This is a genomic window from Pedobacter sp. GW821-FHT01D05, assembly GCF_059422505.1.
Genome location: NZ_JBWKXA010000009.1, coordinates 17,926 through 40,425 on the forward strand (window position 1 = coordinate 17,926; position 22,500 = coordinate 40,425).

The 22,500-nt window shown below is 40.6% G+C and carries 15 protein-coding genes; 9 read left to right on the plus strand and 6 right to left on the minus strand.

Features of this window, described 5'->3' with window-relative positions:
• Positions 1–243 precede the first annotated feature (243 nt).
• Together AC07VK_RS23460 and AC07VK_RS23465 are read right to left on the minus strand one after the other, a co-directional pair.
• Positions 244–438, minus strand: coding sequence for a hypothetical protein (locus AC07VK_RS23460; RefSeq protein WP_029279590.1), 195 nt, complete (start codon positions 436–438; stop codon positions 244–246).
• Positions 439–525: 87 nt separating this feature from the next.
• Entirely contained in the window at positions 526–1,110 is a 585-nt protein-coding gene (locus tag AC07VK_RS23465; RefSeq protein WP_029279592.1) for an RNA polymerase sigma factor, read from the minus strand.
• A gap of 258 nt (positions 1,111–1,368) precedes the next feature.
• Between AC07VK_RS23465 and uvrA the strand changes: the two genes are divergently transcribed.
• The 5 genes from uvrA to AC07VK_RS23490 all read left to right on the plus strand — a co-directional run bounded on the left by uvrA (position 1,369) and on the right by AC07VK_RS23490 (position 9,578).
• The gene (gene uvrA, locus AC07VK_RS23470; RefSeq protein WP_492963488.1) at positions 1,369–4,182 is read left to right on the plus strand and encodes an excinuclease ABC subunit UvrA; all 2,814 of its coding nucleotides are present in this window, start codon (positions 1,369–1,371) and stop codon (positions 4,180–4,182) included.
• Positions 4,183–4,190: 8 nt separating this feature from the next.
• Positions 4,191–4,844 carry a LysE family transporter gene (locus tag AC07VK_RS23475; protein WP_492963490.1) on the plus strand — a complete coding sequence of 218 codons (654 nt, stop codon included), beginning with the start codon at positions 4,191–4,193 and terminating at the stop codon, positions 4,842–4,844.
• Positions 4,845–5,412: 568 nt separating this feature from the next.
• On the plus strand, positions 5,413–6,255 hold the full coding sequence (locus AC07VK_RS23480) for a metallophosphoesterase family protein (RefSeq protein ID WP_492963492.1): 843 nt from the start codon (positions 5,413–5,415) through the stop codon (positions 6,253–6,255).
• 16 nt (positions 6,256–6,271) lie between these two features.
• Complete coding sequence (locus AC07VK_RS23485) at positions 6,272–7,111, plus strand: hypothetical protein (protein ID WP_492963494.1); 840 nt, start codon at positions 6,272–6,274, stop codon at positions 7,109–7,111.
• A gap of 25 nt (positions 7,112–7,136) precedes the next feature.
• Entirely contained in the window at positions 7,137–9,578 is a 2,442-nt protein-coding gene (locus tag AC07VK_RS23490) for a bifunctional YncE family protein/alkaline phosphatase family protein (protein ID WP_492963496.1), read from the plus strand.
• Between the two features lie 256 nt (positions 9,579–9,834).
• Here AC07VK_RS23490 and msrA read toward each other — a convergent pair whose 3' ends face one another.
• From msrA to AC07VK_RS23505, 3 genes are all read right to left on the minus strand, one after another.
• Positions 9,835–10,323: a peptide-methionine (S)-S-oxide reductase MsrA gene (gene msrA / locus AC07VK_RS23495; protein ID WP_492954382.1), complete on the minus strand. Its 489-nt coding sequence runs from the start codon at positions 10,321–10,323 to the stop codon at positions 9,835–9,837.
• 1,011 nt (positions 10,324–11,334) lie between these two features.
• Entirely contained in the window at positions 11,335–12,213 is an 879-nt protein-coding gene (locus AC07VK_RS23500) for a hypothetical protein (protein ID WP_492963498.1), read from the minus strand.
• A gap of 3 nt (positions 12,214–12,216) precedes the next feature.
• Positions 12,217–13,464 (minus strand): YdcF family protein, encoded by a 1,248-nt coding sequence (locus tag AC07VK_RS23505; protein ID WP_492963650.1) that lies wholly within the window; start codon positions 13,462–13,464, stop codon positions 12,217–12,219.
• 317 nt (positions 13,465–13,781) lie between these two features.
• On the opposite strand from AC07VK_RS23505, the gene AC07VK_RS23510 reads away from it, so the two are divergent.
• Together AC07VK_RS23510 and AC07VK_RS23515 are read left to right on the plus strand one after the other, a co-directional pair.
• Entirely contained in the window at positions 13,782–17,054 is a 3,273-nt protein-coding gene (locus AC07VK_RS23510; RefSeq protein ID WP_492963500.1) for a SusC/RagA family TonB-linked outer membrane protein, read from the plus strand.
• Between the two features lie 10 nt (positions 17,055–17,064).
• Entirely contained in the window at positions 17,065–18,594 is a 1,530-nt protein-coding gene (locus tag AC07VK_RS23515; protein WP_492963502.1) for a RagB/SusD family nutrient uptake outer membrane protein, read from the plus strand.
• A gap of 438 nt (positions 18,595–19,032) precedes the next feature.
• Here the strand turns inward: AC07VK_RS23515 and AC07VK_RS23520 are convergent, their stop codons facing one another.
• Positions 19,033–19,680 carry a LexA family transcriptional regulator gene (locus AC07VK_RS23520; RefSeq protein ID WP_492963504.1) on the minus strand — a complete coding sequence of 216 codons (648 nt, stop codon included), beginning with the start codon at positions 19,678–19,680 and terminating at the stop codon, positions 19,033–19,035.
• A gap of 99 nt (positions 19,681–19,779) precedes the next feature.
• Between AC07VK_RS23520 and AC07VK_RS23525 the strand changes: the two genes are divergently transcribed.
• Together AC07VK_RS23525 and AC07VK_RS23530 are read left to right on the plus strand one after the other, a co-directional pair.
• On the plus strand, positions 19,780–20,955 hold the full coding sequence (locus tag AC07VK_RS23525; protein ID WP_492963506.1) for a hypothetical protein: 1,176 nt from the start codon (positions 19,780–19,782) through the stop codon (positions 20,953–20,955).
• The gene (locus AC07VK_RS23530) at positions 20,930–21,790 is read left to right on the plus strand and encodes a HEPN domain-containing protein (RefSeq protein ID WP_493053063.1); all 861 of its coding nucleotides are present in this window, start codon (positions 20,930–20,932) and stop codon (positions 21,788–21,790) included. The genes AC07VK_RS23525 and AC07VK_RS23530 overlap by 26 nt, the downstream gene beginning before the upstream one ends.
• The last annotated feature ends 710 nt before the right edge of the window (positions 21,791–22,500 follow it).

Below are 22,500 nucleotides of genomic sequence, written 5' to 3' on the forward strand. Positions count from 1 at the left end.
GGATTGAGTTATGGAAAAGAATCTTTGACTCATTTCTGGTTCATAACTAAAAGTTGAATCTGGAAACTCAACATGATCTGATAGTCCGTAGTGACGCTGCGCTCAACACTACGGATAGGAGGGGATAGATCTAGCCGGTTTGCAGTTACCAATGAACGAATGGCAAATGAACCATTGAACTCATAAATAAAAAAAGCTTGCCCCACCCTGTGGAACAAGCTTTTTGGCTCATGTAAAGATTTTCTACTTTGCGCTGCTGTAAGCTAAAATCTTGTTGATGGTTTCATCTTGAGGATTTTTAGCCAGTCTATCTAACTTACCTTTTATTTGATCATAAAATAAGTCGATTTCTGCGTCAGATTCAATATCAGTTCTAGGCTGAAACATGTTGGGTGTAGGTAAATTTACATTTGTTTTTGATGTAGAGGTTTTTGTCATAAGCAAAAAATGTGATAAGTTTTATAAACTTAACGATAGTTCAGATGCTTTATTTCAACCCCTAAAAAAATTTATGTAACATTTTTACTACCCTTTGTAGGTCATCTCCTTTGTTTTAAGCATTTTACGCAAATTACTCAATGCATAACGCATACGGCCTAGCGCTGTATTGATGCTTACATCGGTTAAATCTGCGATCTCTTTAAAACTTAAATCAGCGTAATGGCGCATGAGGAGTACTTCTTTCTGCTCATCAGGCAATAAATGGATCATTGCTTTCAAATCTTTATGGGTCTGGTCGCGAAGCATTTTATCTTCTGCACTTTCGTCATAAAAGTGTAGCATATTGAATACATCCATTCCATCAGCACTGGTGATGATTGGTGTTCTCTTTTCTTTTCTGAAATAATCGATAACCAAGTTATGGGCAATACGCATTACCCAAGGCAAAAACTTGCCTTCTTCGTTATATCTTCCCGATCGCAGGGTGTTAATTACTTTTATAAAAGCATCCTGAAAAATATCCTCCGCCAGATACTGGTCTTTCACCAATAAGTAGATAGAGGTATAAATTTTACTTTTATGTCTTCTTAAAAGTTCCTGCAATCCATTCTCGTTCCCGGCAATATATACCTTTACCAGGTCCTGATCATTATATGATTGTAAATTCATAGGTTTACCTACACTAAATCCCGTACTATTTGCTAAAAATTAATTTGTAGATGTTTAATTTCTATAGCTGCTCTCCTATGTTTTTTGAATGTGTTAGTTTGGTTTTGAGGTTGTTAATATTCAAAGAAAGTTATTTTTTTATCAAAAAACAAAAAATAAAATGTTAAAAAATAAATTAACCGTCTCAGTACCCTATTTTTGTATGTTCTTAAAACCCTAACAACATTCTGGGGTTATACATTATATTCGTTACTATACATGAGCAAAAAAGAGGCCGAAAAAGATCCGCATAAAAATATTATCATAAAAGGTGCCCGTGTGCACAACCTTAAAAACATCGATGTTGCTATTCCAAAAAACAAACTTGTGGTGGTAACCGGTATGTCTGGTTCGGGGAAATCTTCGCTTGCATTTGATACTTTATATGCAGAGGGGCAACGCCGATATGTAGAAAGTTTATCTTCTTATGCCCGCCAGTTTATGGGCCGGATGAATAAACCCGATGTTGATTATATTAAAGGGATTGCTCCGGCAATTGCCATCGAGCAAAAGGTTATTACTTCCAACCCACGTTCTACCGTTGGTACCTCGACCGAAATTTACGACTACCTGAAACTGCTGTTCTCGCGTATCGGGAAAACCATTTCACCTGTTTCGGGCAAAGAAGTGAAAAAGGATTCGGTAAGTACGGTGGTAGATTATGTAAATGCCATGCCCGAGGATACGACGGTTACTATTTTTTGTCCTTTGTACCCGCACAATAACCGTACGATTAAGGAAGAACTGGCTATTTTATTACAGAAAGGATTTTTACGTGTTCTGATTAACGATAAAATAGAAAAAATAGAAACGGTTTTAGACGATGCTGATTTTAAAGATGCAGAACTTACAGACGATAAAACCGTTCAGATCCTGATCGACCGTATTGTAACCAACCAGGAAGAAGAAACATTAAGCAGATTGGCTGATTCGGCACAGACTGCTTTTTTTGAAGGTAAAGGCGATTGTTATGTGGAAGCCCAGGGTACAACTAAACATTTTAGCGACCGGTTTGAACTGGATGGAATAAAATTTGAAGAACCTACGCCGAACTTTTTCTCTTTCAATAACCCTTATGGTGCGTGTAAACGTTGCGAAGGTTATGGAAACGTAATCGGCATTGATGAAGATCTGGTTATTCCTGATAAGAGCAAAAGTATTTACGATAACGCCATTGCCCCTTGGCGTGGCGAGAAAATGAATGTATGGTTACAGAATTTTATTAAAGCTGCACCAAAATTCGAATTCCCGATTCACCGGCCTTATAGTGCCTTAACAGAAACGGAACAACGCTTGCTTTGGACAGGAAATAAATATTTTGCTGGCCTGGATGCTTTTTTCAAAGAACTGGAAGAGCAGACCTACAAAATCCAGTACCGCGTAATGTTATCCCGTTACCGGGGCAAAACCACTTGTCCTGATTGCAAAGGCTCGCGTTTGCGTAAGGATGCATCTTATGTAAAGATTGCTGAAAAATCGATCATCGATGTGGTGCTGATGCCATTGGCAAAAGCGCTGGTTTTCTTTAACGAGCTGAAGTTAAATGCCAACGATACCAAAATTGCCAAACGTTTATTGGCAGAGATTGATAACCGTTTCCTTTATTTAAACAATGTAGGTTTAGGCTACCTTACCCTAAACCGTTTATCGAATACACTTTCGGGTGGAGAATCGCAAAGGATTAACCTGGCCACTTCATTGGGAAGTAGTTTGGTGGGTTCTATTTATGTTTTGGACGAACCGAGCATCGGTCTGCACCCACGTGATACCAATAAGCTGATTGAAGTGTTGATTTCGCTCCGTAATGTGGGCAATACCGTTTTGGTGGTAGAGCATGAAGAAGAAATGATGCGTGCTGCCGATTACATTATCGATATCGGCCCTGAGGCTGGTACCCATGGCGGTAATTTGGTTTTCAGTGGTAATTACGAGGAGATTTTAAAAGATAAAAATAGCTTAACAGGCCGTTACCTATCGGGAATAGAAAAAATTGCCATTCCGGATAAACGCCGTAAGTGGAAAGATCACATCCTGATTAAAGGCGCAAGGGAAAACAATCTGCAGAATATTGATGTGAAGTTTCCGCTAGGCGTTTTTACTGCAGTAAGTGGTGTTTCCGGATCGGGTAAAACCAGTTTGGTTAAAAAAATCTTATACCCTGCACTGCAAAAGGCAATTGGAAACTACGCTGGTGAGCAAACAGGCGCTTATGATGGCATTTTTGGCAATTACGATCTGGTAAGCGCTGTAGAAATGGTCGATCAGAACCCGATTGGCCGTTCGAGCCGCTCTAATCCGGTTACTTATGTAAAAGCATGGGATGATATCCGTGCCCTGTTTTCGGGACTGGCATCGGCAAAGGCTGCGGGTTTAAAACCAGCTGCTTTCTCTTTCAACGTAGAAGGTGGCCGCTGCGATGTTTGCCAGGGTGAGGGAGAGGTGAAGATCGAAATGCAGTTTATGGCCGATATTTACCTGCCTTGCGAAGCCTGTAACGGTAAACGTTTTAAACAGCAGGTTTTAGATGTAACCTATAAAGAGAAAAATGTATCCGAAATTTTGGATATGACTATAGAAGAGGCGGTAGAATTTTTTAAGGATGAACAAAAGATCCTCAATAAATTAAATCCATTGGTTGATGTAGGCCTTGGCTACGTACATTTAGGTCAGTCTTCTAATACCTTATCAGGTGGTGAGGCGCAACGTATCAAACTCGCTTCATTTCTGATTAAAGGTAACAATGCCAATAAAACGCTGTTTATCTTTGATGAGCCGACAACCGGTCTGCATTTCCATGATATTAAAAAACTACTAAAGGCGCTGAATACCCTGATTGAACAAGGGAACACAATTTTGGTGATCGAACATAATATGGACATGATCAAATGTGCCGATTGGGTAATCGATATCGGCCCTGAAGGGGGTGATGGCGGTGGTCAGGTGGTATTTGAAGGTATACCCGAAGATTTAGCTAAGGTAGAAAAATCGTACACAGGAAAATATTTAGCATCGCATTTAAATTTAAATCCATAATTTCGGCAATGCTTTTTCTAACGTTTTTCATCGGCATCATTCTCAATGCCATGGGCTATATTCCTCCTGGCAACATTAATCTCACCGTTGCACAGCTCGCTATTAACAAGGGCATGCGGCAGGTATGGTACTTTATTCTTTCCTTCTCTTGTGTAGAAGTGTTTTTTACCTTTGGGATGATGCGTTTTGCCCGCTGGGCCATGAGCGATATCAATCCGAACGAAGCGGTAAGCGAAGTGCGCTTAAGTACTTTGGTCGATTGTTTTATGATCGTGATGTTTTTGGTGATGGGGACCATTACCTGGAAAAATCGGAAAAAAGTGCCTAAAACCAGCAACAAAAAAGAAGATAAGCGCAGTGGAAGTGTTTTGTATGGATTAATTTTAGGCGTATTAAACCCTGTTCAGATTCCATTCTGGCTATTTTTTGGTAACTATGTGATCTTGCACCAGTGGATCGAAACCGATTATCTTTCACTGGTAATCTTTAGTTTGGGCTCCGGTGTGGGTTCTACACTCGCACTTTACCTATATGCACATTTTGCAACTTATATTCAGGAAAAGTTTGCGCTGAGCAGTTTAATTATTAATAAATCGATTGCGATATTTTTGTTCGCATTGGCAGCTTACCTGGTGGTAAAACAGGCGATTGTTATCTTTTAATAAATATTCTAATCCACGGTCTGTGTTTCCCACAGATCTTTTGTTTTTTTGAAGTTTCCTGAATTGGTAGTTTGTTTTTTTGCCACGGAAACACAGAAAGCACAGAACATGTGTACTTAGTTTATTATTCTGGATAATGTTGTCAGTCTGAGCTCGTCGAAGATCTAACAACACGTTTTCTTTCCAAGGTCTGTGTCGTCACAGAGCTTCAAGTTGGTTTTTATCAAGCACTCATTATAAAGAAATTATTTGCTTTTCGTTCTGTGAGGACACAGACCGAGGAATGGGAACTTGTTAAATGATCTATTAAAGGTCCTTCGACAGGCTCAGGATGACATATGCTTTTGTATTTTACAAAAAATAAATCCTTTTTCAACTATCAGTCTGAGCTTGTCGAAGTCTCATGATACTGTAGTTAAATGATCTTAACATAGCAATCGTTGAATCTTTCTGTTATAAAATTGATACACAGATACGCTTCGGTTAACCTAATCATAACATTAAATTTATGTTTAAGAAGCCTAACCAAGCTAATATTGGGCTTTGATACAAAACATATCTTATCCTTATGTCTAACAGACGATTTTTTCTGAAAAATAGTTTGGCTGCTGCTGTAGTGGCCAGTATTTCGCCGGTTCTTTCTTCATTTGCTGAAGAACATAACGCTCCCGCCAGACCGGGCAAAGCACCTAAATTACGTTTCGCCATTGCATCCGATGGACATTATGGTCAGCCTGGAACGGAGTACAAACTGCACCATGAGAATATTGTAAAGTGGTTAAATGAATCGCATGATAAAAATCCACTCAATTTTGTGATCATTAACGGAGATCTTGTACACGATCGCCCAGAACTATTGTCAGAAGTAAAAAAAGAATATTACGATAAACTTAAAGTTCCTTTTTATGCCATTCCGGGTAATCACGATCATGCCGATGCAAAGATCTGGAAATCGGTTTTTGGTTATGAGGATAACTTTTCTTTCGAAAAAAATGGAGTAGGTTTTGTTTTGGCCAATACTTCGGATACCAAAGGTGCTTATTTATGCCCTAACAACGATTTTTTAAAGCAGGAGCTCGATAAGTTTAAAAACCTGAAAACTGTTTTCGTAGTGTTGCATATCCCCCCTCATTTCTGGGTGCCCGAAAGTCCTTTTATAGAATGTCCGGATACGATTAAACTGTTGCACAGTTATGCCAATGTAAAGGCTGTATTTCATGGCCACGACCATAGTCTCGATGCCGTGTTTTATACCGATAAACTGCCGCACTTTTTCGATGCACATATCGGTGGAAACTGGGGCACAGCCTATAAAGGCTACCGGATTGTAGAGGTTGATGAAAATGATAAGATTCAGACTTATCAGGTAAATGCAAGTCAATCGCCATTATTAAATGAAACCAAATTTTAATTGATAGATCATCGCAATGAAAAAGACATTTTTGATGCTCATTTTTGCTGGTGCTGTTTTAAACTGTGCCGCACAGAAAATAGGCGAAACCACGCCTGAAATCAAAACAGGGACTGATGCCGCGCAACCTTTTCTGTTTTCGCTGAATACCTTAACCGCAGAAAATCCCCGTTGGAATATCCACTACTCTGGAAGTTATGGCGAAAAAACCAACGGACAGTTTGGTTATGATGGCTTAGGGCAACAGTTCGGTGTTAAAGGATATTTAGGTAGCAGGTTTACCTTGTATGCCACTGCAGCAATCGGTTTTGCCAATGCGGGAGGTGTAACCTCTGCGCAACAGGCTGAAGTAATTAGAGATTTAGTGGGGGGTAAAGGCATAGCTGGTTTTAGGTTAGGTGCTGGTTTAGGTTTAAGCAGAGATTGGTCGAGCATTGGTTCGGCGATTAGCCGCATTACCGCTTCGTTCGATCAGACAAACTGGCGAATGGCGGGTAACCTTCGTTTCGAAAAAGCTTTTGATAAAACCAGGGATAAGCTCGATTTTATAAGCAGTTTTGGGTATCAGCATCGTGTTTCTAACGTTTTATATCTTGGATTTGAAGCCTTAGGTCAAGATTTAGAAGGCTTTTGGGAAAAGGATGAAGCAGAAGGTGGCGCAAAGGTAATGATCGGGCCCTCAATCAATCTGGAACCAAACCATTCGAAACTTTCGTTCTCTCTTTCTGGCGGACCTGTTTTTTACGCCACCCGTAGTCAGGTAATCCCATCAGAAGCCATCCGCGAAATCGGTTCCGTAGCCTCAGGAAATGGCTATACCATCAGAGCGCTGGTTAATTTCAATCTTCATCGCTAAGGTGTTGCTAAATCAATTTAAGAAAATGAAAAAATCATACCTATTTATATTATTGGGTTTCCTGTTCATCCAAAAAGGATTTGCACAATGGCCTGGCAAAAACGAAAGTACCCGGCAGATTTTATTACCGAATGGGTGGAAACTGAGTCCGGCAGGACATTCGCTGCAATTGGGCGATCTGCCTTTAAATATGCAGTTGAGCGCTTCGGGTAAATACCTCGCCGTTACCAATAACGGGCAAAGCACCCAGTCGCTGCAATTGCTTGATGCGAAAACAGAAAAGATTATTGATGAAAAAGTGCTCAGTAAATCCTGGTACGGCATTGCTTTTAGTAAAGACGAAAAGCATCTGTATGCCTCGGGCGGTAACGACAACTGGATTTTAGATTTTAATATTCAGAACAATAAATTGGGCAAAAGCGATACCATCAAATTAGGCCCCATTTGGCCAAAAGGAAAAATCAGTCCGGCGGGGATTGTGGTTAACAAAAACAACAGTAAGTTATACACCGTAACCAAAGAAGACAGCAGTTTATATATTATCAACCCGGCTGAAAAGCAGATCCTGAAAAAAATACAGCTACCTGCAATTGCCTACAGTTGTGTTTTATCTGCAGATGAAAGTAAGCTATACGTTTCACTCTGGGGTGGAAAATCTGTTGCGGTTATCGATTTAGTTTCAGAAAGTATCTCACAGCGCATTCCTGTTGGCGATCATCCAAACGAACTATTGCTTAATAAAAAAGGAAATATTTTATTCGTAGCCAATGCGAACGATAATACCGTTTCGGTAATTAATACTTTAAATAATAAGGTAATCGAAACCATTGCTACTACCCTTTATGCCACACAGTTAACAGGTTCTACCACTAATGGTTTGGCTTTGAGTGCCAACGAAAAAACTTTGTATATCGCCAATGCAGATAACAACTGTTTGGCCGTTTTTGACGTGAGCAAACCCGGACTAAGCTTAAGCCAGGGCTTTATTCCGGTAGGCTGGTACCCAACAAGTGTTAAGGTTTTGGGCTCGAAAATTTTGGTTACAAACGGTAAAGGAAATACACCTATGGCCAACCCTCAGGGGCCACAACCGATTTCTAAAGTCGACAATAGTGGTTACCATATGGGCAGTACGGCCAATAGCCGGTTGCAATATATAGCGGGTTTATTTAAAGGAACCTTATCTTTTATTGATGCACCAAAACCTGAGCAGTTAAAAGCCTATACCAAACAGGTATATGCCAATACGCCCTTTACCGATAAGCGGACGATTACTGCCGATGGTGAAGCCGGAAATCCTATTCCACGTAAACAGGGTGAAAAATCGCCCATTAAACATGTATTTTATATTATTAAAGAAAACAGAACCTACGATCAGGTGCTTGGCGATATGCCAAAAGGAAATGGCGATTCTACTTTAACACTTTTCGGTAGAAAAATTACACCTAACCAGCATGCTTTTGCCGAGAACTATGTACTGCTTGATAATTTCTATGTTGACGCTGAGGTAAGTGCCGATGGACACAACTGGAGCATGGCCGCTTACGCCACAGATGTAGTTGAGAAAACATGGCCAACAAGTTATGGCGCACGCGGCGGAAGTACCACCTTCGAAGGTGGCAGACCAGTTACTTACCCTAAAGGTGGTTTTATTTGGGACTACTGTCAAAGGGCAGGGGTAAGCTACCGCAGTTATGGTGAGTTTGGCGATTATGGCAAAGCGAATATTAAATCGCTGCAAGGCCATATGTGCACCGCTTCGCCGGGTTTTGATATGGATATTAAAGACCAGGTTCGGGTTGATGCCTGGCAGCATGATTTCGATTCGTTACTGGTTGCAGGCGTTGTACCACAGTTTAATACTTTAAGAATATCTAACGACCACACCAGCGGGCAAAAGAAAGGTAAATACTCGCCACAGGCCGCAGTTGCCGACAACGATTTAGCCGTAGGCCGTATTTTGGAGCATTTATCACATAGCTCGATCTGGAAAGAATCGGTTGTTTTTATATTGGAAGACGACGCGCAGAACGGACCCGACCATGTTGATGCACACCGTTCGCCAGCTTATGTGGTTGGACCATACGTAAAAAGGAATACGCCTGTTCATACCATGTATTCTACTTCCGGATTTTTAAGGACAATGGAGCTTATTTTAGGTTTACCCCCAATGAGCCAGTATGATGCTGCTGCCATGCCGCTGTACGAATGTTTTACCGCTACGCCTGATTTTACACCTTATAATGTGATTCAGCCACTTATTGATTTAGATACACGGAATGTAGCGGTGAATGAGAGCAGCAGGCGTTCTGAACTGTTCAATTTCGCCAAAGAAGATTCGGCACCAGATTTAGATCTGAATGAGGTGGTGTGGAAATCGGTTAAAGGGGAACAATCAGTAATGCCAGCACCAAAACGGAGTGCTTTTGTGATTTTGGAGAAGAAGAAGAAAGATGATGATGATTAGTGATCTGTTATGATTTTGTTTTAAACAAAAAGGCAATTTTCGATTAAGAAAATTGCCTTTTATATAATTTGTTTCCATGGTCTGTGTCCTCACAGACCATTTTGTTTTTATACGTTACATCAAGGATTTCTCCACAATGGAAATGGATCTATATCGTCATTTCCTGAAGTGCAACGAAATGGATAAATCTTTTCTATGGACCTAGGTGGTCTGTGGGGACACAGACCACGGGGATTAGTCGAAATGACGATCTTATCTATAATTTCCAGTCTGGCCTTTCGAAATGGCAGGTATAACCGTAAGGGTTTTTCTGTAAATAATCCTGGTGTTCTTCTTCAGCATTCCAGAAATCTGTTTCCGGTACTACCTCGGTTACAATTTTGCCGGGCCATTTGCCAGACGCATCTAACTCGGTAATTAATGCATTTGCAGTGTTTTTCTGTGCTTCACTATTATAGAAAATAGCTGAGCGGTACGAGGTGCCCACATCATTGCCCTGTCTGTTGCGCGTGCTTGGATCGTGGATCTGAAAGAAATATTCCAATAATTTACGGTAGGTTAAAACAGCTGGATCAAAGGTAACTTCAATGGCTTCGGCATGTGTGCCATGGTTCCGGTAGGTGGCATTTGGAACATCACCACCGGTATAACCTACCACGGTAGAGGTAACACCCGGGTAATGACGGAGCAGTTCTTCTACTCCCCAAAAGCAGCCGCCTGCAAGAATGGCTTTTTCAGTATTCATATATCTTCCTTTTTTTGATTAATAAAGATACAACGAAGATGTGTAAAGGGAAAGTAAAGAAGGGTAGTTGTATGGTTTAGTTGGTGAGATGACAAATGATAGGATAAGCCGCTTTTGTCATCCTGAGCGTAGTCGAAGGATCATTCTACTTCATTCGTTCAGACTGACAAATTGGGGCGGCTGCAAGCTTATGTTTTGGAGCGCAAGGCTTCTGTAAGACACTAAATTTCTTCCCGTTTTACGCTTATACGCTTCGCTTCCTCGTACCTCGTCGCTGCAGGGTAACGCTTCAACCGGGGCTAATGAGATACAACAGTTTTTCATTTGTGAGGTTGCAGGGGCACCAACCTTTGTTTATAAACCCGACAGCAGCGGCAGCCTCCGATCCTTCTATCGGAGCTACAGCGAATGGCGGGACGGGGCACCGCCAAGAACCACAGGTCATTCCTTTCCTAATTTTGAATGTACAATTTCGGTCGGTGAGACACCAACCGATAGGATAAGCCGCTTTTGTCATCCTGAGCGTAGTCGAAGGATCATTCTACTTCATTCGTTCAGACTGACAAATTGGGGCGGCTGCAAGCTTATGCTTTGGAGCGCAAGGCTTCTGCAATACACTTAATTTCTTCCCGTCTTCCGCTTTTACGCTTCGCTTCCTCGTACCTCGTCGCTGCAGGGTAACGCTTCAACCGGGGCTAATGAGGTACTGCAGCTTTTCATTTGTGGGTTTGCAGGAGCACCAACCTTTGTTTATAAACCCGATTGTAATGGAAAGCACGTAGCGAGGAACGAGCACGGACTTGTAATGAAAAGCGGGGCTACCAGCGGCCAAGAACCACAAGCCCTCCATTTCCTAATTCTGAATATACAATTTCGGTCGGTGAGAAATCGTCATTCTCGCGCAGGCGGGAACCACGCAGTGCTCAGCGGAGCTAATCTTGAAGCCTAATGCATTAAGATTCCCAATCAAGTTGGGAATGACGACGCGATTAATGAATATCTTATGGAGAACTATTGCTTGCTCCAGCTAAAATCCATAAAATTTACATTGTTTTTGCGCGAAGAACTTACGGCAATCCCTTTATCGGCCTGACCTGTAAAGGTAAAACCTTCCAGTTCATCCGGTTTATCGGTGTCTATTACTTTGATGACAGCTTCCTGACCGTTAGCGAGCGATTTTTCCAGATCAAGAAAGGTCAGTCTCCATTTACGTCCTTCAATCTGGTTCTGGATTAAAACTAAAATACCTTTATCTGCAATCCAGTGTAGATTTTGTACCCATGGTGAGCAGGCAAATTTTTTAAAGAGAATTCCCTTTTCACTTGTTTTATCGGCTTTCGCTAAGGCTTCGGGATTGTATAAACGTACTTCATTGGCTTTATTGCCATAATCGGCCGTTGCAACGAACCATTGGCCTTTGTAATTTACATACTCAGGCCGTGTACCCTGGATACAGGCATCATCTTCAATGCTTTTAATCAGGTTTCCATCTAATTTTCTGGTTTTTAAAAAACCTTCCCAGTTGATGCAGTTAATTACCGCTTTCCAAATGGTGCCTTCTGCATTTTGCTTTACCGAATTACCCACAAAAGTTGGTAAGCCTTTGTGGTAAGCAATGCCTGTAGGGTGTTTAATGATATTTTCCCCTTTAACGGTAAACTTGTATTCCTTATGCTGATAAATCAATGAGTCTTTCTGGAGCTGATATTCGCGCATGATGCCCACTTCTCTATCGCCGTAAAGGAAATACCTTCCGTTTTGGTAAGAAATACCCTGACAGGCACCCAATGAATCAATTGTGGTTGTTTTTGTAATCTCTCCATCGGTTTTATTGTATCTGGCCACAAAAAACATCACGATCAGTACTAAAATTGGGTTTAATGTTTTCATCAACTAAGGATCTAAAGGTTCATCGAAATCAATCTGTAAAGAAGCTGTATTTAAGTAAAATTCTGATTCGGTATCACTTAAACGTTTTCCGTTTTTATAAGGATAATAGCCGAGTTCTTTTTTGCAACGCTCAGGGAGCAGATTGGTGATATTATAGCTCTGCGATTTTACGGTACAGGCTAATCCTGGTTTATCTGCGGGCATTCCGTACCTAAACATCAGCCTTGCGCAGTTACGCAGGTTGGTGGTGGTATGGCGGGCATGCGGCTCCATGATAATGGCACTTTCGGGTATCTGAAGGGTTTCCATTAAAAACTTCTTCATTTCGTAGGCTTCGCTGAATTTGGTTTTGTAGGGGTGTACACGTCCACCAGAAACCACGATAAATGGTGCCATGCCCTTCTGATATTGCAAAGCCGCTAACCTGCAACGGATCATTCCGCCCGCACTTAGGGCTACTTCTTTTTCCTCGGGGCCAGCACCTGGAACCAGGATTACGCTGTAAGGATATTTTTTCCAATCTGTTTTTTTGATCTGGTTAATCGCGGCAAGGTTTACGCCCTTGGCCATCGGCTCGTAATCGGCGGCCTCATTGCGTTCGTTAAGTTCTAAAGCCTCCAGGGCAAATAACATAGCAGGTTCGAAAAAGAGCTTATTATTGCCCTGCAAGGCTAATAAGGCACTTGCCGAGGTAAGTTCTGCAAACGTTTTATCCTTTAAGTTAAAACTGATCGAATCTATTTTGGGGTAGTTGGGCTTGTTTCCTTCTACGTATACACCAATTGCATAATTTATGGCACTGGCATCTTGTTCCCATGCTTTTACTAAAAGGGTTTTGCGTTGTTCTTTGGCAAACATGGCATAACAACCTGATGGGATAAGATGATTTTTTACCAAATTTCCCAATGGATTATTTTCTGCATAAAGCAATGCTAAACGGTTTCCAATACTGGCTATTTCCTCATTGTTGAATTTTAAAGCTTTTGCGTAACAGCTAATATCTGTTTTACGGGTTTTAACGGCTTCATTTACCTGTGTGGTTTTTGATTTATAGATGTTGCTGAATGCCGTATCTGTACTCAGCATTTTGCGCAGTTCGGGCAATTGCTCAAAAAGTGTAAGCAGGTAATAATTTTTGTATTGTACTTCGTTCCTGGTCTTAATTAACTGATAAGACTGGCTTGTTAAATCTTGTGCAGATAAGCCCTGCCAAAAAAGGCAGAACACAAAGAAGGTATAAAGGGATTTCATCAAAGTTTTGGAAGCAAATTTAAAGATTGGCCATTAAAGAAACATTAACAAGATGTTATGCTTTGATGGTTATTAAAACGATTTATTATATATCTAATGTTGCTTAATATTAATTTAAAGTGCCAGTTCTAATTGGTGTATAGAGTTAACATAATAGATACATCGTGTTAAAAGTACACCGTTACTTTTGCCGCTGTAGAACGCTCAAAAATTACTTGTTAACCTTAAAGGATAAGCCTATGTAAATGTGAAATCTACACTTCTACTAAAAAAACAAATCCCAATTATATTTCAAAACCATTACTAAGAACAAAAAGATGACATCATTTTTTTTAACCGCAAGTATAAAAAGTGCTTGCCGGAAATTGCTTTTGCCGTTAGGCTTACTGGCCATCTGTAATTCCAGTGCAACAGCGATTAATCATGAAGTAACTGCTTCGGGCTTTAATTATAGCGCATTTGCCACGGTAAGCGGAACAGTTACCGATCAAAATAACCAACCCTTACCAGGAGTAAGTGTTTTCGAAAAGAAAACAAAAAAAACAACTGTTACCGATTCCAATGGTAAATATTCAATTAATGTAGAAGAAGGTGCAATTTTAGTATTTTCTTATATCGGTTATGATAATCAAGAAGTTACGGTTAGTGGCCGCCAGAATATTAATGTTACTTTAAAAGAAAGCAGCAATACCCTAAATGAGGTTGTGGCTATTGGTTACCAGAAAATCAGAAAATCGGATGTAACTGGTGCCATCAGCAGTGTTAAAGCCAGCGAAATGAATTTAACTTCTCCTACTGTTGGCCACGCATTGGTTGGTAAGGTTGCCGGTGTGCAGGTATCGCAAACCAGTGGTGCGCCATATTCGGGCACCAAAATCAGGGTGAGGGGCATCGGGTCCATTAACGCCAGTTCAGATCCCTTATATGTAATTGATGGTTATCCGGCAGGAAACAACGTATCCATCAATCCGGAGGATATCGAAACCATCGACATTTTAAAAGATGCGGCTTCTGCCGCCATTTATGGCTCAAGGGCATCGGGTGGGGTTGTGTTGATTACCACCAAAAGAGGTACCGATGGAAAAGGAAAGTTTGAATATGATGTTCAGGGCGGCATTTCTCAGTTGGCTAAAAAAGTAAAATTATTGGATGCCAACCAGTTTATACAGCTTTTAATCGACGGACGTAACAATGCCTATAAAGATTTATGGGTAAACTCAGGGAAAACCTGGAACGATGCCATGTTCGGTGATAACAATACTACCCGTATCGCCAACGTGGGTAATGGCAGTAGTGTAAGTATTCCGGCCGATCTCTATAATTTCAGCACACAACAGGCTATCCCTGCAGCTTATAATACTGATTGGCAGGATGAACTCTATCGCAATGCAGCTTTTCAACGCCATAATCTTTCATTTTCTGGCGGTACCAAAGATGTAAAATACTTTTTAAGCGGTGGTTACCAGAACAACGATGGTATTGTAACCAACACCAACCAAAAAGTAACCAACTTTAGGGGGAATATTGATGGCAAGGTGAGCGAGCGGTTACGTGTAGGCGCAAACATTGCTTACACAAAAAACGATAACAGAGAGGTACAGGAGGGCCGGTATAACTTGAGTCCGATGATGTCGGCTCTGATTTATCTACCTTATCTGCCAGCAAGAGATGTAAACGGGAACCCTATCCAATTTGGAATGGGTGCACTGTCTTCTCAATACGGTATCCAGAACCCCGAAAATCCTTTGGCTACGGTTGAGCAGTTAAAGATTACCAGAAAGAGCAATAGAAGTAGTTATAATGCCAATGCTACTTACAAAATTTTAGAGGGGCTTAATTTTAAGGCTAACTTAGGAACACAAACCTACAACGAGAAATACGATTATTATTTGCCTACGAGCTTAAGTAGTGGCAATACCCCACCTTACTCTCCCGAATCGATCAGGGCTGCAAATGCCATAGCACAAACCCTGAGCCAGGTAGATCAGCTGGCAGAGTTTACATTAAACTACAATAAAACCTTTGGCAAACATAGTTTAGATGTTTTAGGCGGTTATTCTGCACAGAAAACATCAAGCGATCAGATCAGGGTAGCGGCAAGCGGATTTCAAAATGATTACATTGGTGAAATTACAGATAAAGGAGCTGATGCCGGTTTTTTTACACTAGACCGTAACAGAACAGGTAAAACAGTTACTACTTTACTTTCTTACTTTGGCCGTTTTAGTTATAATTATGCGGGCAAATACTTTTTAACCGGTTCCTTCCGTCGCGATGGTTCTTCGAGGTTTGGTCCGTTAAACAAGTATGGTATCTTCCCTTCAATAGCTGCAGGCTGGAATTTATCTGACGAAAGTTTTTACAATAACTTTTTGGGCGAACAATCGAGGGTTAAACTAAGGGCCAGCTGGGGTTTGAGCGGAAACAACAATATCCCGGATTACCGTACACAGCAAGAGTTAAACGCACCAGGTGGCGCAGTTTTCGGAAGTGCGATTTCTACCGCCATTTGGCCAAGCAGTATTCAGGATGGAAGATTAGGATGGGAATCTACTTCTCAGTTCAACTTTGGTACCGATATCAGTCTGTTCAAAAACCGTGTATCGATCATGGCGAATTATTATTTAAGTTACTCTTTCAACTTATTGTTTAACAAACCGCTTTCGGCAATTGCCAGCAGTTCAACAATTTTAACCAATCTTACCGATAGTAAGGTGCGTAATAAGGGTTTCGATCTGCAGATTGATGGCAAAATTATCCAAAATGAAGACTTTACTTTGGGTTTAAGCGGAAACATCGCAGCAAACCGGAACAAGGTTTTAGACCTGGGTGGTAACAGTACAATATTTACTGCCGGTGCAGAGCGTTCGTACATTACACATGTTACACAAGAGGGGCAGCCAATTGGTATGTTTTATGGATTTAAGGTTTTGGGTAGAATTACGGCCGATAATTTAGGCAAGGTAGCGCCATCAGCTGCTTCTACCAACCCGGCAAAAATCGGCGATTTATATTTTCAGGATACCGATGGTAACGGTATTGTAAACGATGCAGATAAAACCGTAATTGGCACACCATATGCAAAATTCACCTATGGTTTCGCCTTAAACACTTCTTACAAAACGTTCGATTTAAGGGCATCATTTAATGGATCGTACGGAAACCAGGTTTTGGATGGACAGGATTATTACCTGTATAACTTTGAAGGTTCTGGAAACCAGTATGTTGATGTTGCCGATCGTTACAGAAATGAGGCCAATCCAGGCAGTGGTTTAAATTACCGCGCATCGCGTGCGGGCACGCAAAGTAACAGCACCCGTTTATCGTCTTTCTATATTCAGGATGGATCTTACTTCAGGTGTACCAATATTACTTTAGGTTACAGTTTTCCAAAACAACTGGCCAATACGCTTAAGGTGAGCAATATCCGTGTTTACGCCAGTGTAGATAATGCTTTTACCATTACCGATTATAAAGGTTATAACCCTGAGGTAGATTATAGTGCGGGCAATAATCTTGCTCCTGGTGTAGATTATGGAAACTATCCATTGGCAAGAACCTATAACCTTGGTATCAAATTGACTTTTTAGAACTAAAGAAATGAAAAAACATATTTATAAAGTATTGGCCCTAAGTTCAATTTTAAGTTTGGGTGCCTGTAAAAAAGATTTTCTAAATCAAAGTAATCCCAATGCCATTGCTGTAGAAAACTATTTTAAAACAGAAAATGATGTATTGCTGGCTGTTAATGGTGTTTATCAATCGCTTAGAAGCAGCAATACCCTGGGCGAGAACAGCGGTCTGTTTACCGATGAGCGCTCGGACGATGCGGGTAGGAATGATAACCAGAGTAATGCCGGCGAGCCTTTCCAGTTCAATGATTTTTCGCTCCTGCCAAGCAATTCTTATTTAAGGAGCCATTGGCTGGCACTTTATGAGGCCATTGGCAGAACCAATGTTGTGCTGACAAACATTGATAAAGTATCTTTTGCTAATGCGGCCACCAAAGAAAATTATAAGGCAGAAGCCAAGTTTATCAGAGCGATTATGTATTTCGAACTGGTGAGAAAATGGGGACCGGTACCAGTAGTAACCAAACAGCTTAGCACAGCCGATGAAGTAAAAGAGAACACTTTTCGTGTGCCGGAAGCGGATGTATACAACCAGATTGTAACCGATTTAAAAGATGCCCTTAACAGCACATTGCCGAATTTCCAAACAGGAGCAAACATCGGTAGAACTTCGAAAGCTGCAATTAATGCTTATTTGGGCAAGGTTTACTTAACTATGGCAGCAACGTTACCGGCAAATAAAGCCGAAAACCTAACTAATGCCAATACTTACCTATTGGCAGCTTACAACATGAAAACTTTCGGAAATCTTTCAGAGATTCCATATACAGATGTTTTTGACGTGGCGAAAAAAGCAACCTGTAAAGAACTGATCTTCCAGATTTCAAATAAGCAGGGCGATATTAGTTTTAGTTCGAGCATTGCGGCAAACAACCAGGCCAAAGGCGAAACCATCAACTCGCTTAAACCTTCTACCGGTATTGGCGGCAATGTAAAACTTGATCTGATTAATGAATACGAAACAAGCGATTTAAGAAAAGATTTCTCCGTTAAATTTGCCAATGATCCGATTGTAAAAGACTGGTTTATCACTAAATTCCGCGATGCGAGCCAATTGGCAACCAATGCGGGTTATGGAGGCAATGACTGGATTTTGATGCGTTACGCTGATGTAATATTAATGCTTGCAGAAGTAAATATGCTGCAGGGCAACGATGCGGTGGCTATTCAATATTTAGATATGGTTAGGGCAAGGGCTGGAATGCCATTATACGCTGTAGCTAAAACGGACGCCAATTATGCGGCTAAATTTCCGACTTTAAAGCTTGCCATTTTACATGAGCGTAGGGTAGAGTTTGCTTTCGAACACCAAAGATGGTTCGATTTAATCAGGAATTTTACTGCTGCGGAGTTAGTTACTTATTTAAAGGCTAAACCACAGTCATCGTATGGGATTGCTAAGCTGGCTAACGTAACCTTAAAAGACAGGTATTATCCTATTCCTTTTGATGAGGTGAAACTAGATCCGGTTAAAATGTACCAGAATCCGGGTTACTAAACGGTTGGAAATATATAAGCAAAGCGGGCTGATCATCGATCGGCCCGCTTTTTTAGTTTGGAGTTTTAGGCGTGCGGATGATAGTTTTATGCGTGTGGGTGATGATTTTGATCATGCGGTCGTCATGAGTCGTCATTGCGAGGAGGAACGACGAAGCAATCTTTCATATTAGTGATCCTTGCTAGAAAGATTGCTTCGTCGGCTGAAAAAGCCTTCTCGCAATGACGGTTCATCGCAATAAATTAACCTTCAAAGTGGTACTTTTTAACACAAACTCCAATATAGCTTTTTTAAAATCTGCGAAAATCTGCTGATCTGCGGGCTCCCGTTTTTTAACTCCCGCTGATTAAAGATGATGACGCAGATTCAGTTGGCAATTTGCAATTTTCAGTTAGCTATAAACTGTTAACCGCCAACTGCGAACTGAAAACTGTTCAGCTAAATAATATTTCTTGTAATTTTTCCTTTGATAATATAAAGTGCCTGGATGTTTTTCTTGCGGATTACGGTATCGCCTTTAAAATTTGGGTTTGAAGAACGGAGGATTAGTTTGGTATTATCGGCGTGCTGAAAAATTAGTTTTATGGTACGTAAACTGTTACTATCTTCATCCGTCATCACCACATAAGCTTCGCCCCACTGTAGAACTTCGTAATTGGTAATTTCTTTTATGGCAATAATTTCGCCTGCGGCATATTTGGGGTACATGCTATCGCCATAAACGGGTAAATAGGCCGTACAATCGTTAAAAGGGAGGTAATTTACCAGGTATTCTGCCCGTTGTTCTTCTACCAGGAGATCTTTAGCATCCGATAGGCTCATATCGAAATAGGGAACGCCCTCTTTGCTTTCGTTAACGCCTGGCTTCTTTTTAAAAAAGGGTTCGCCCGTTCCGTTTTCAAGCCATGTTAAATTTACGTCGAATTTAAGTTCGAGTTTATCTTTAATCGCATTTGATACTTTGATCCTTTCTCTTAAAATATCCGAAAGAGAGCCTTGTTGGATATTCAACGCCATAGCAAAATCTTTTTGGGTCTTAAATTTCAACAAATCCATTAGGTTTCTTAAGCGTTGGTTTTCATTCATAGCGTAAATATGTTGGTAAGTTTTATGTATTATTTATAGTTTAACTTATTTCATTTTGCTAAATTCGTTAGCTAATATAATCATTTAAAACTATACGCTATGGAAGGGAACGCAAATTTTAAAAAAGAAACTATGGCATTTATTGATGCAATTGAAAGCTTTTTTTTATCAGATGGTGTAGGTCATCATTTAAATTTTTTAAAAAACTGGTTAAACCCACCTCAAAACGAATTCGATTATTCGCCGCAAAAGCACCCGGCAGAATTGTTGGGTTTTTATGAAAAGCTGGTGCCGCTGTTCGATTATTCAGATTTAATTTTTAACCGGATCGAAGCTGATACGGCCTTTGTAAAAGCGATTGAGCTTGATGAATGTAATCTGGAACGCGAATCGGTTGTGCTTGATTATTGTCCGAGGTTGTTGAGCAAAGGCGAAATGAAAAATCCGAAATTTACTTTTTTAGATATTTTTATCTTCTTTGAATCGGATAGCTATAAGATAGTTTACAGGGAATGGTTACTGGCCGGATTGGAAAATAAACTCGATCTGGATTGGGATCAGTATGTTGCTGCGTTTTACGAGAATACCATGAAAATGCTGGAGGCCTGTTGGCTCATCCACGAAAGGCTCATCACTAAAAATAGTTTTAAAAGCATCGATCGCTATTACCATATGGCCATGTTTGAAAGCACATCGCCTCTGGCTTTCGATCAGGAATTATTTGATGATCCATTTAAGGCAATTGAATTTTTCTTTAGTTTGGATAACCTTGCAGGGCATAAAACATACCTGAAAAATTGGTATAAAATCGCCTTATCAGAAACGCACCGTTTAAGTGATGTTGCCGATTATTTTTTCCTTTATAACCAGTTTACGAAATTGCTTAATGCCGGTTATTTAATTGCAACCAAAAAACTGATTTATCAGGAAGCCTTGCCTGAAGGCTTAATTACAACAGATCGCTTTATTACAAATGATGTGTATAACAAAGGCCTTTGTGAAGTAAATACGCTGGTGCCCGAACACATAGAAAATCCTTATCGCTTTGTAACGTCTTTTTTCATTCCTGAAAAAATTAAACAGTTGCGCCTGGGCCTTTTGGAGTGGCTGTATGCCGCATTTAGTACTGGGAGCAGCATTAAACTGATGGATAAAGAATTTTTATTTGAGCAGTACGAAGCCATGCTGATGATTATGGAAGCCTTCTTTCTGATGATCGGTAATCCTTCATTAAGTGATGATATGAAAGATGAAAGGCGGCATTATGCGGAATAAATGCTTAAACCTTAGCCATAGGGCTATAAAAGAAGAAACCGTAATACGCTTATTGAAGCGCATTACAGCTGCGGTACCCATTCAATATATTTATCTCCATAATAATTTTTTTGCCGGTAAAGCGGTGCAAGAAATGCTGATTATGGTTTCGTTTAAACATGTGCGTATTTTAAACGAATTAACGCCGGTATTAAATATCGTATTTAATGGGCAAACGGAATTCAGTTATCGGGTTTTCCATGTGCACGAAGTTGAGCGGGCCTTGCTAGCCGGCAGTTTGTTTTTTTACTATGCCACGGCAGCTCAAAATTGCTTATTTAGTAAATCTGGAAGTTTTCTTGCATGCGGGGCACCTGAGTTCGTTGCAGATCGGATTAGCAGCACGTATCGACGTGAAACTACTAAGGCCAAAAAATTTTTATCGGGCGCAAAGTTCTATTTTAAACAGCGGAATTTAGAGCATTGTACTTTTATGCTGCACCAGGTTTTCGATTTAATGTACCGGGCCATTGAAATTTTGGTAATGGGAAAGGATAAAAAAACGCACCGGATCAATGCCCATCAATTGTATATTAAGCCTTATGTAAAACAGCTTTCTGAGCTGTTTAATGATAATGAAGAAGAACTTTGCCTGTTGCATTTGCTAGATGAGGCCTACCTGGCCGTTCGCTATGAAAACGATTATACGATCAGTAAGCCGGATGTGATATGCTTGTTTGAAAAAATAGGTTTATTGTACCATTTTGCAGAACAGGTTTATCAGGATGTGATGAATAATCATTTCGACCAGCAGGTTACCGAAATGTTTTTAAACCCGAAGCCGGTCTCTCCATAACCAGCCATCTGTAGTTCAAAGCGCTTTCCTCCGAAGGAGTTCCTTTGGAACACTCTGCGGTACTTCGGTTGAGATGACGATACTTTTTATTGGAGCCTATCAATTGTAGAGATCATTTTTTAGCCAAAAACAAAGGAGTTGGATGACAGGTTTTGGCGGTTCGTCATTGGGAATCGTAATGCAAGCGCTTTAAGATTAGCTTCGTGGTTCCCGCCTGCGCCTATCGTGTGGACACAATTAATTATAATATTTTTTGCCGCTCTATGCCGTGGGGGCATGGTAGTTTTTCGCAGATCATGTTATTCTTATTTGTGCTCAAGAATGCTGGTGCATTTTGGAGCGCCAATTACCCAAAGCGCTTCGTCAATCCAGCAATGAGCCTTTTGCACCATCCCTTGCGCATCAAAAAACAGTGGCACTTCGTTTAATCAGTTTTGTTTGTGTTTTCTTTGGTCTGATTGAGCCCTTCGGGGTTTGTGTTCAATAATTTTTTCAAATTAAATCATCTTTTGAACACAAAACCACTGCGTTTCAGGTTTGTTAGTACCAATTTACCTGAGCTGCAACTGTTTTTTGATTTCCCTGGCTCTTGGGGTTGACGGCGTCCTTGGTTAAAATCCGTGCTTTATTAAAGTTGGTTAGCAAAATGCCTAAACTATTCTCAAAAAAGATTTGTCCACATGATAGGCCTGCACGGGAAAGACGACTAC

What these genes read in the sequence shown, in the direction of transcription:
- AC07VK_RS23460 (WP_029279590.1), bottom strand. Translation starts at nt 438, where the DNA reads ATGACAAAAACCTCTACATCAAAAACAAATGTAAATTTACCTACACCC.
- AC07VK_RS23480 (WP_492963492.1), top strand. Translation starts at nt 5,413, where the DNA reads ATGTCTAACAGACGATTTTTTCTGAAAAATAGTTTGGCTGCTGCTGTA.
- AC07VK_RS23505 (WP_492963650.1), bottom strand. Translation starts at nt 13,464, where the DNA reads ATGAAATCCCTTTATACCTTCTTTGTGTTCTGCCTTTTTTGGCAGGGC.
- AC07VK_RS23490 (WP_492963496.1), top strand. Translation starts at nt 7,137, where the DNA reads ATGAAAAAATCATACCTATTTATATTATTGGGTTTCCTGTTCATCCAA.
- AC07VK_RS23500 (WP_492963498.1), bottom strand. Translation starts at nt 12,213, where the DNA reads ATGAAAACATTAAACCCAATTTTAGTACTGATCGTGATGTTTTTTGTG.
- AC07VK_RS23475 (WP_492963490.1), top strand. Translation starts at nt 4,191, where the DNA reads ATGCTTTTTCTAACGTTTTTCATCGGCATCATTCTCAATGCCATGGGC.
- AC07VK_RS23510 (WP_492963500.1), top strand. Translation starts at nt 13,782, where the DNA reads ATGACATCATTTTTTTTAACCGCAAGTATAAAAAGTGCTTGCCGGAAA.
- AC07VK_RS23530 (WP_493053063.1), top strand. Translation starts at nt 20,930, where the DNA reads ATGAAAGGCGGCATTATGCGGAATAAATGCTTAAACCTTAGCCATAGG.
- AC07VK_RS23525 (WP_492963506.1), top strand. Translation starts at nt 19,780, where the DNA reads ATGGAAGGGAACGCAAATTTTAAAAAAGAAACTATGGCATTTATTGAT.
- AC07VK_RS23520 (WP_492963504.1), bottom strand. Translation starts at nt 19,680, where the DNA reads ATGAATGAAAACCAACGCTTAAGAAACCTAATGGATTTGTTGAAATTT.
- msrA (WP_492954382.1), bottom strand. Translation starts at nt 10,323, where the DNA reads ATGAATACTGAAAAAGCCATTCTTGCAGGCGGCTGCTTTTGGGGAGTA.
- AC07VK_RS23485 (WP_492963494.1), top strand. Translation starts at nt 6,272, where the DNA reads ATGAAAAAGACATTTTTGATGCTCATTTTTGCTGGTGCTGTTTTAAAC.
- uvrA (WP_492963488.1), top strand. Translation starts at nt 1,369, where the DNA reads ATGAGCAAAAAAGAGGCCGAAAAAGATCCGCATAAAAATATTATCATA.
- AC07VK_RS23515 (WP_492963502.1), top strand. Translation starts at nt 17,065, where the DNA reads ATGAAAAAACATATTTATAAAGTATTGGCCCTAAGTTCAATTTTAAGT.
- AC07VK_RS23465 (WP_029279592.1), bottom strand. Translation starts at nt 1,110, where the DNA reads ATGAATTTACAATCATATAATGATCAGGACCTGGTAAAGGTATATATT.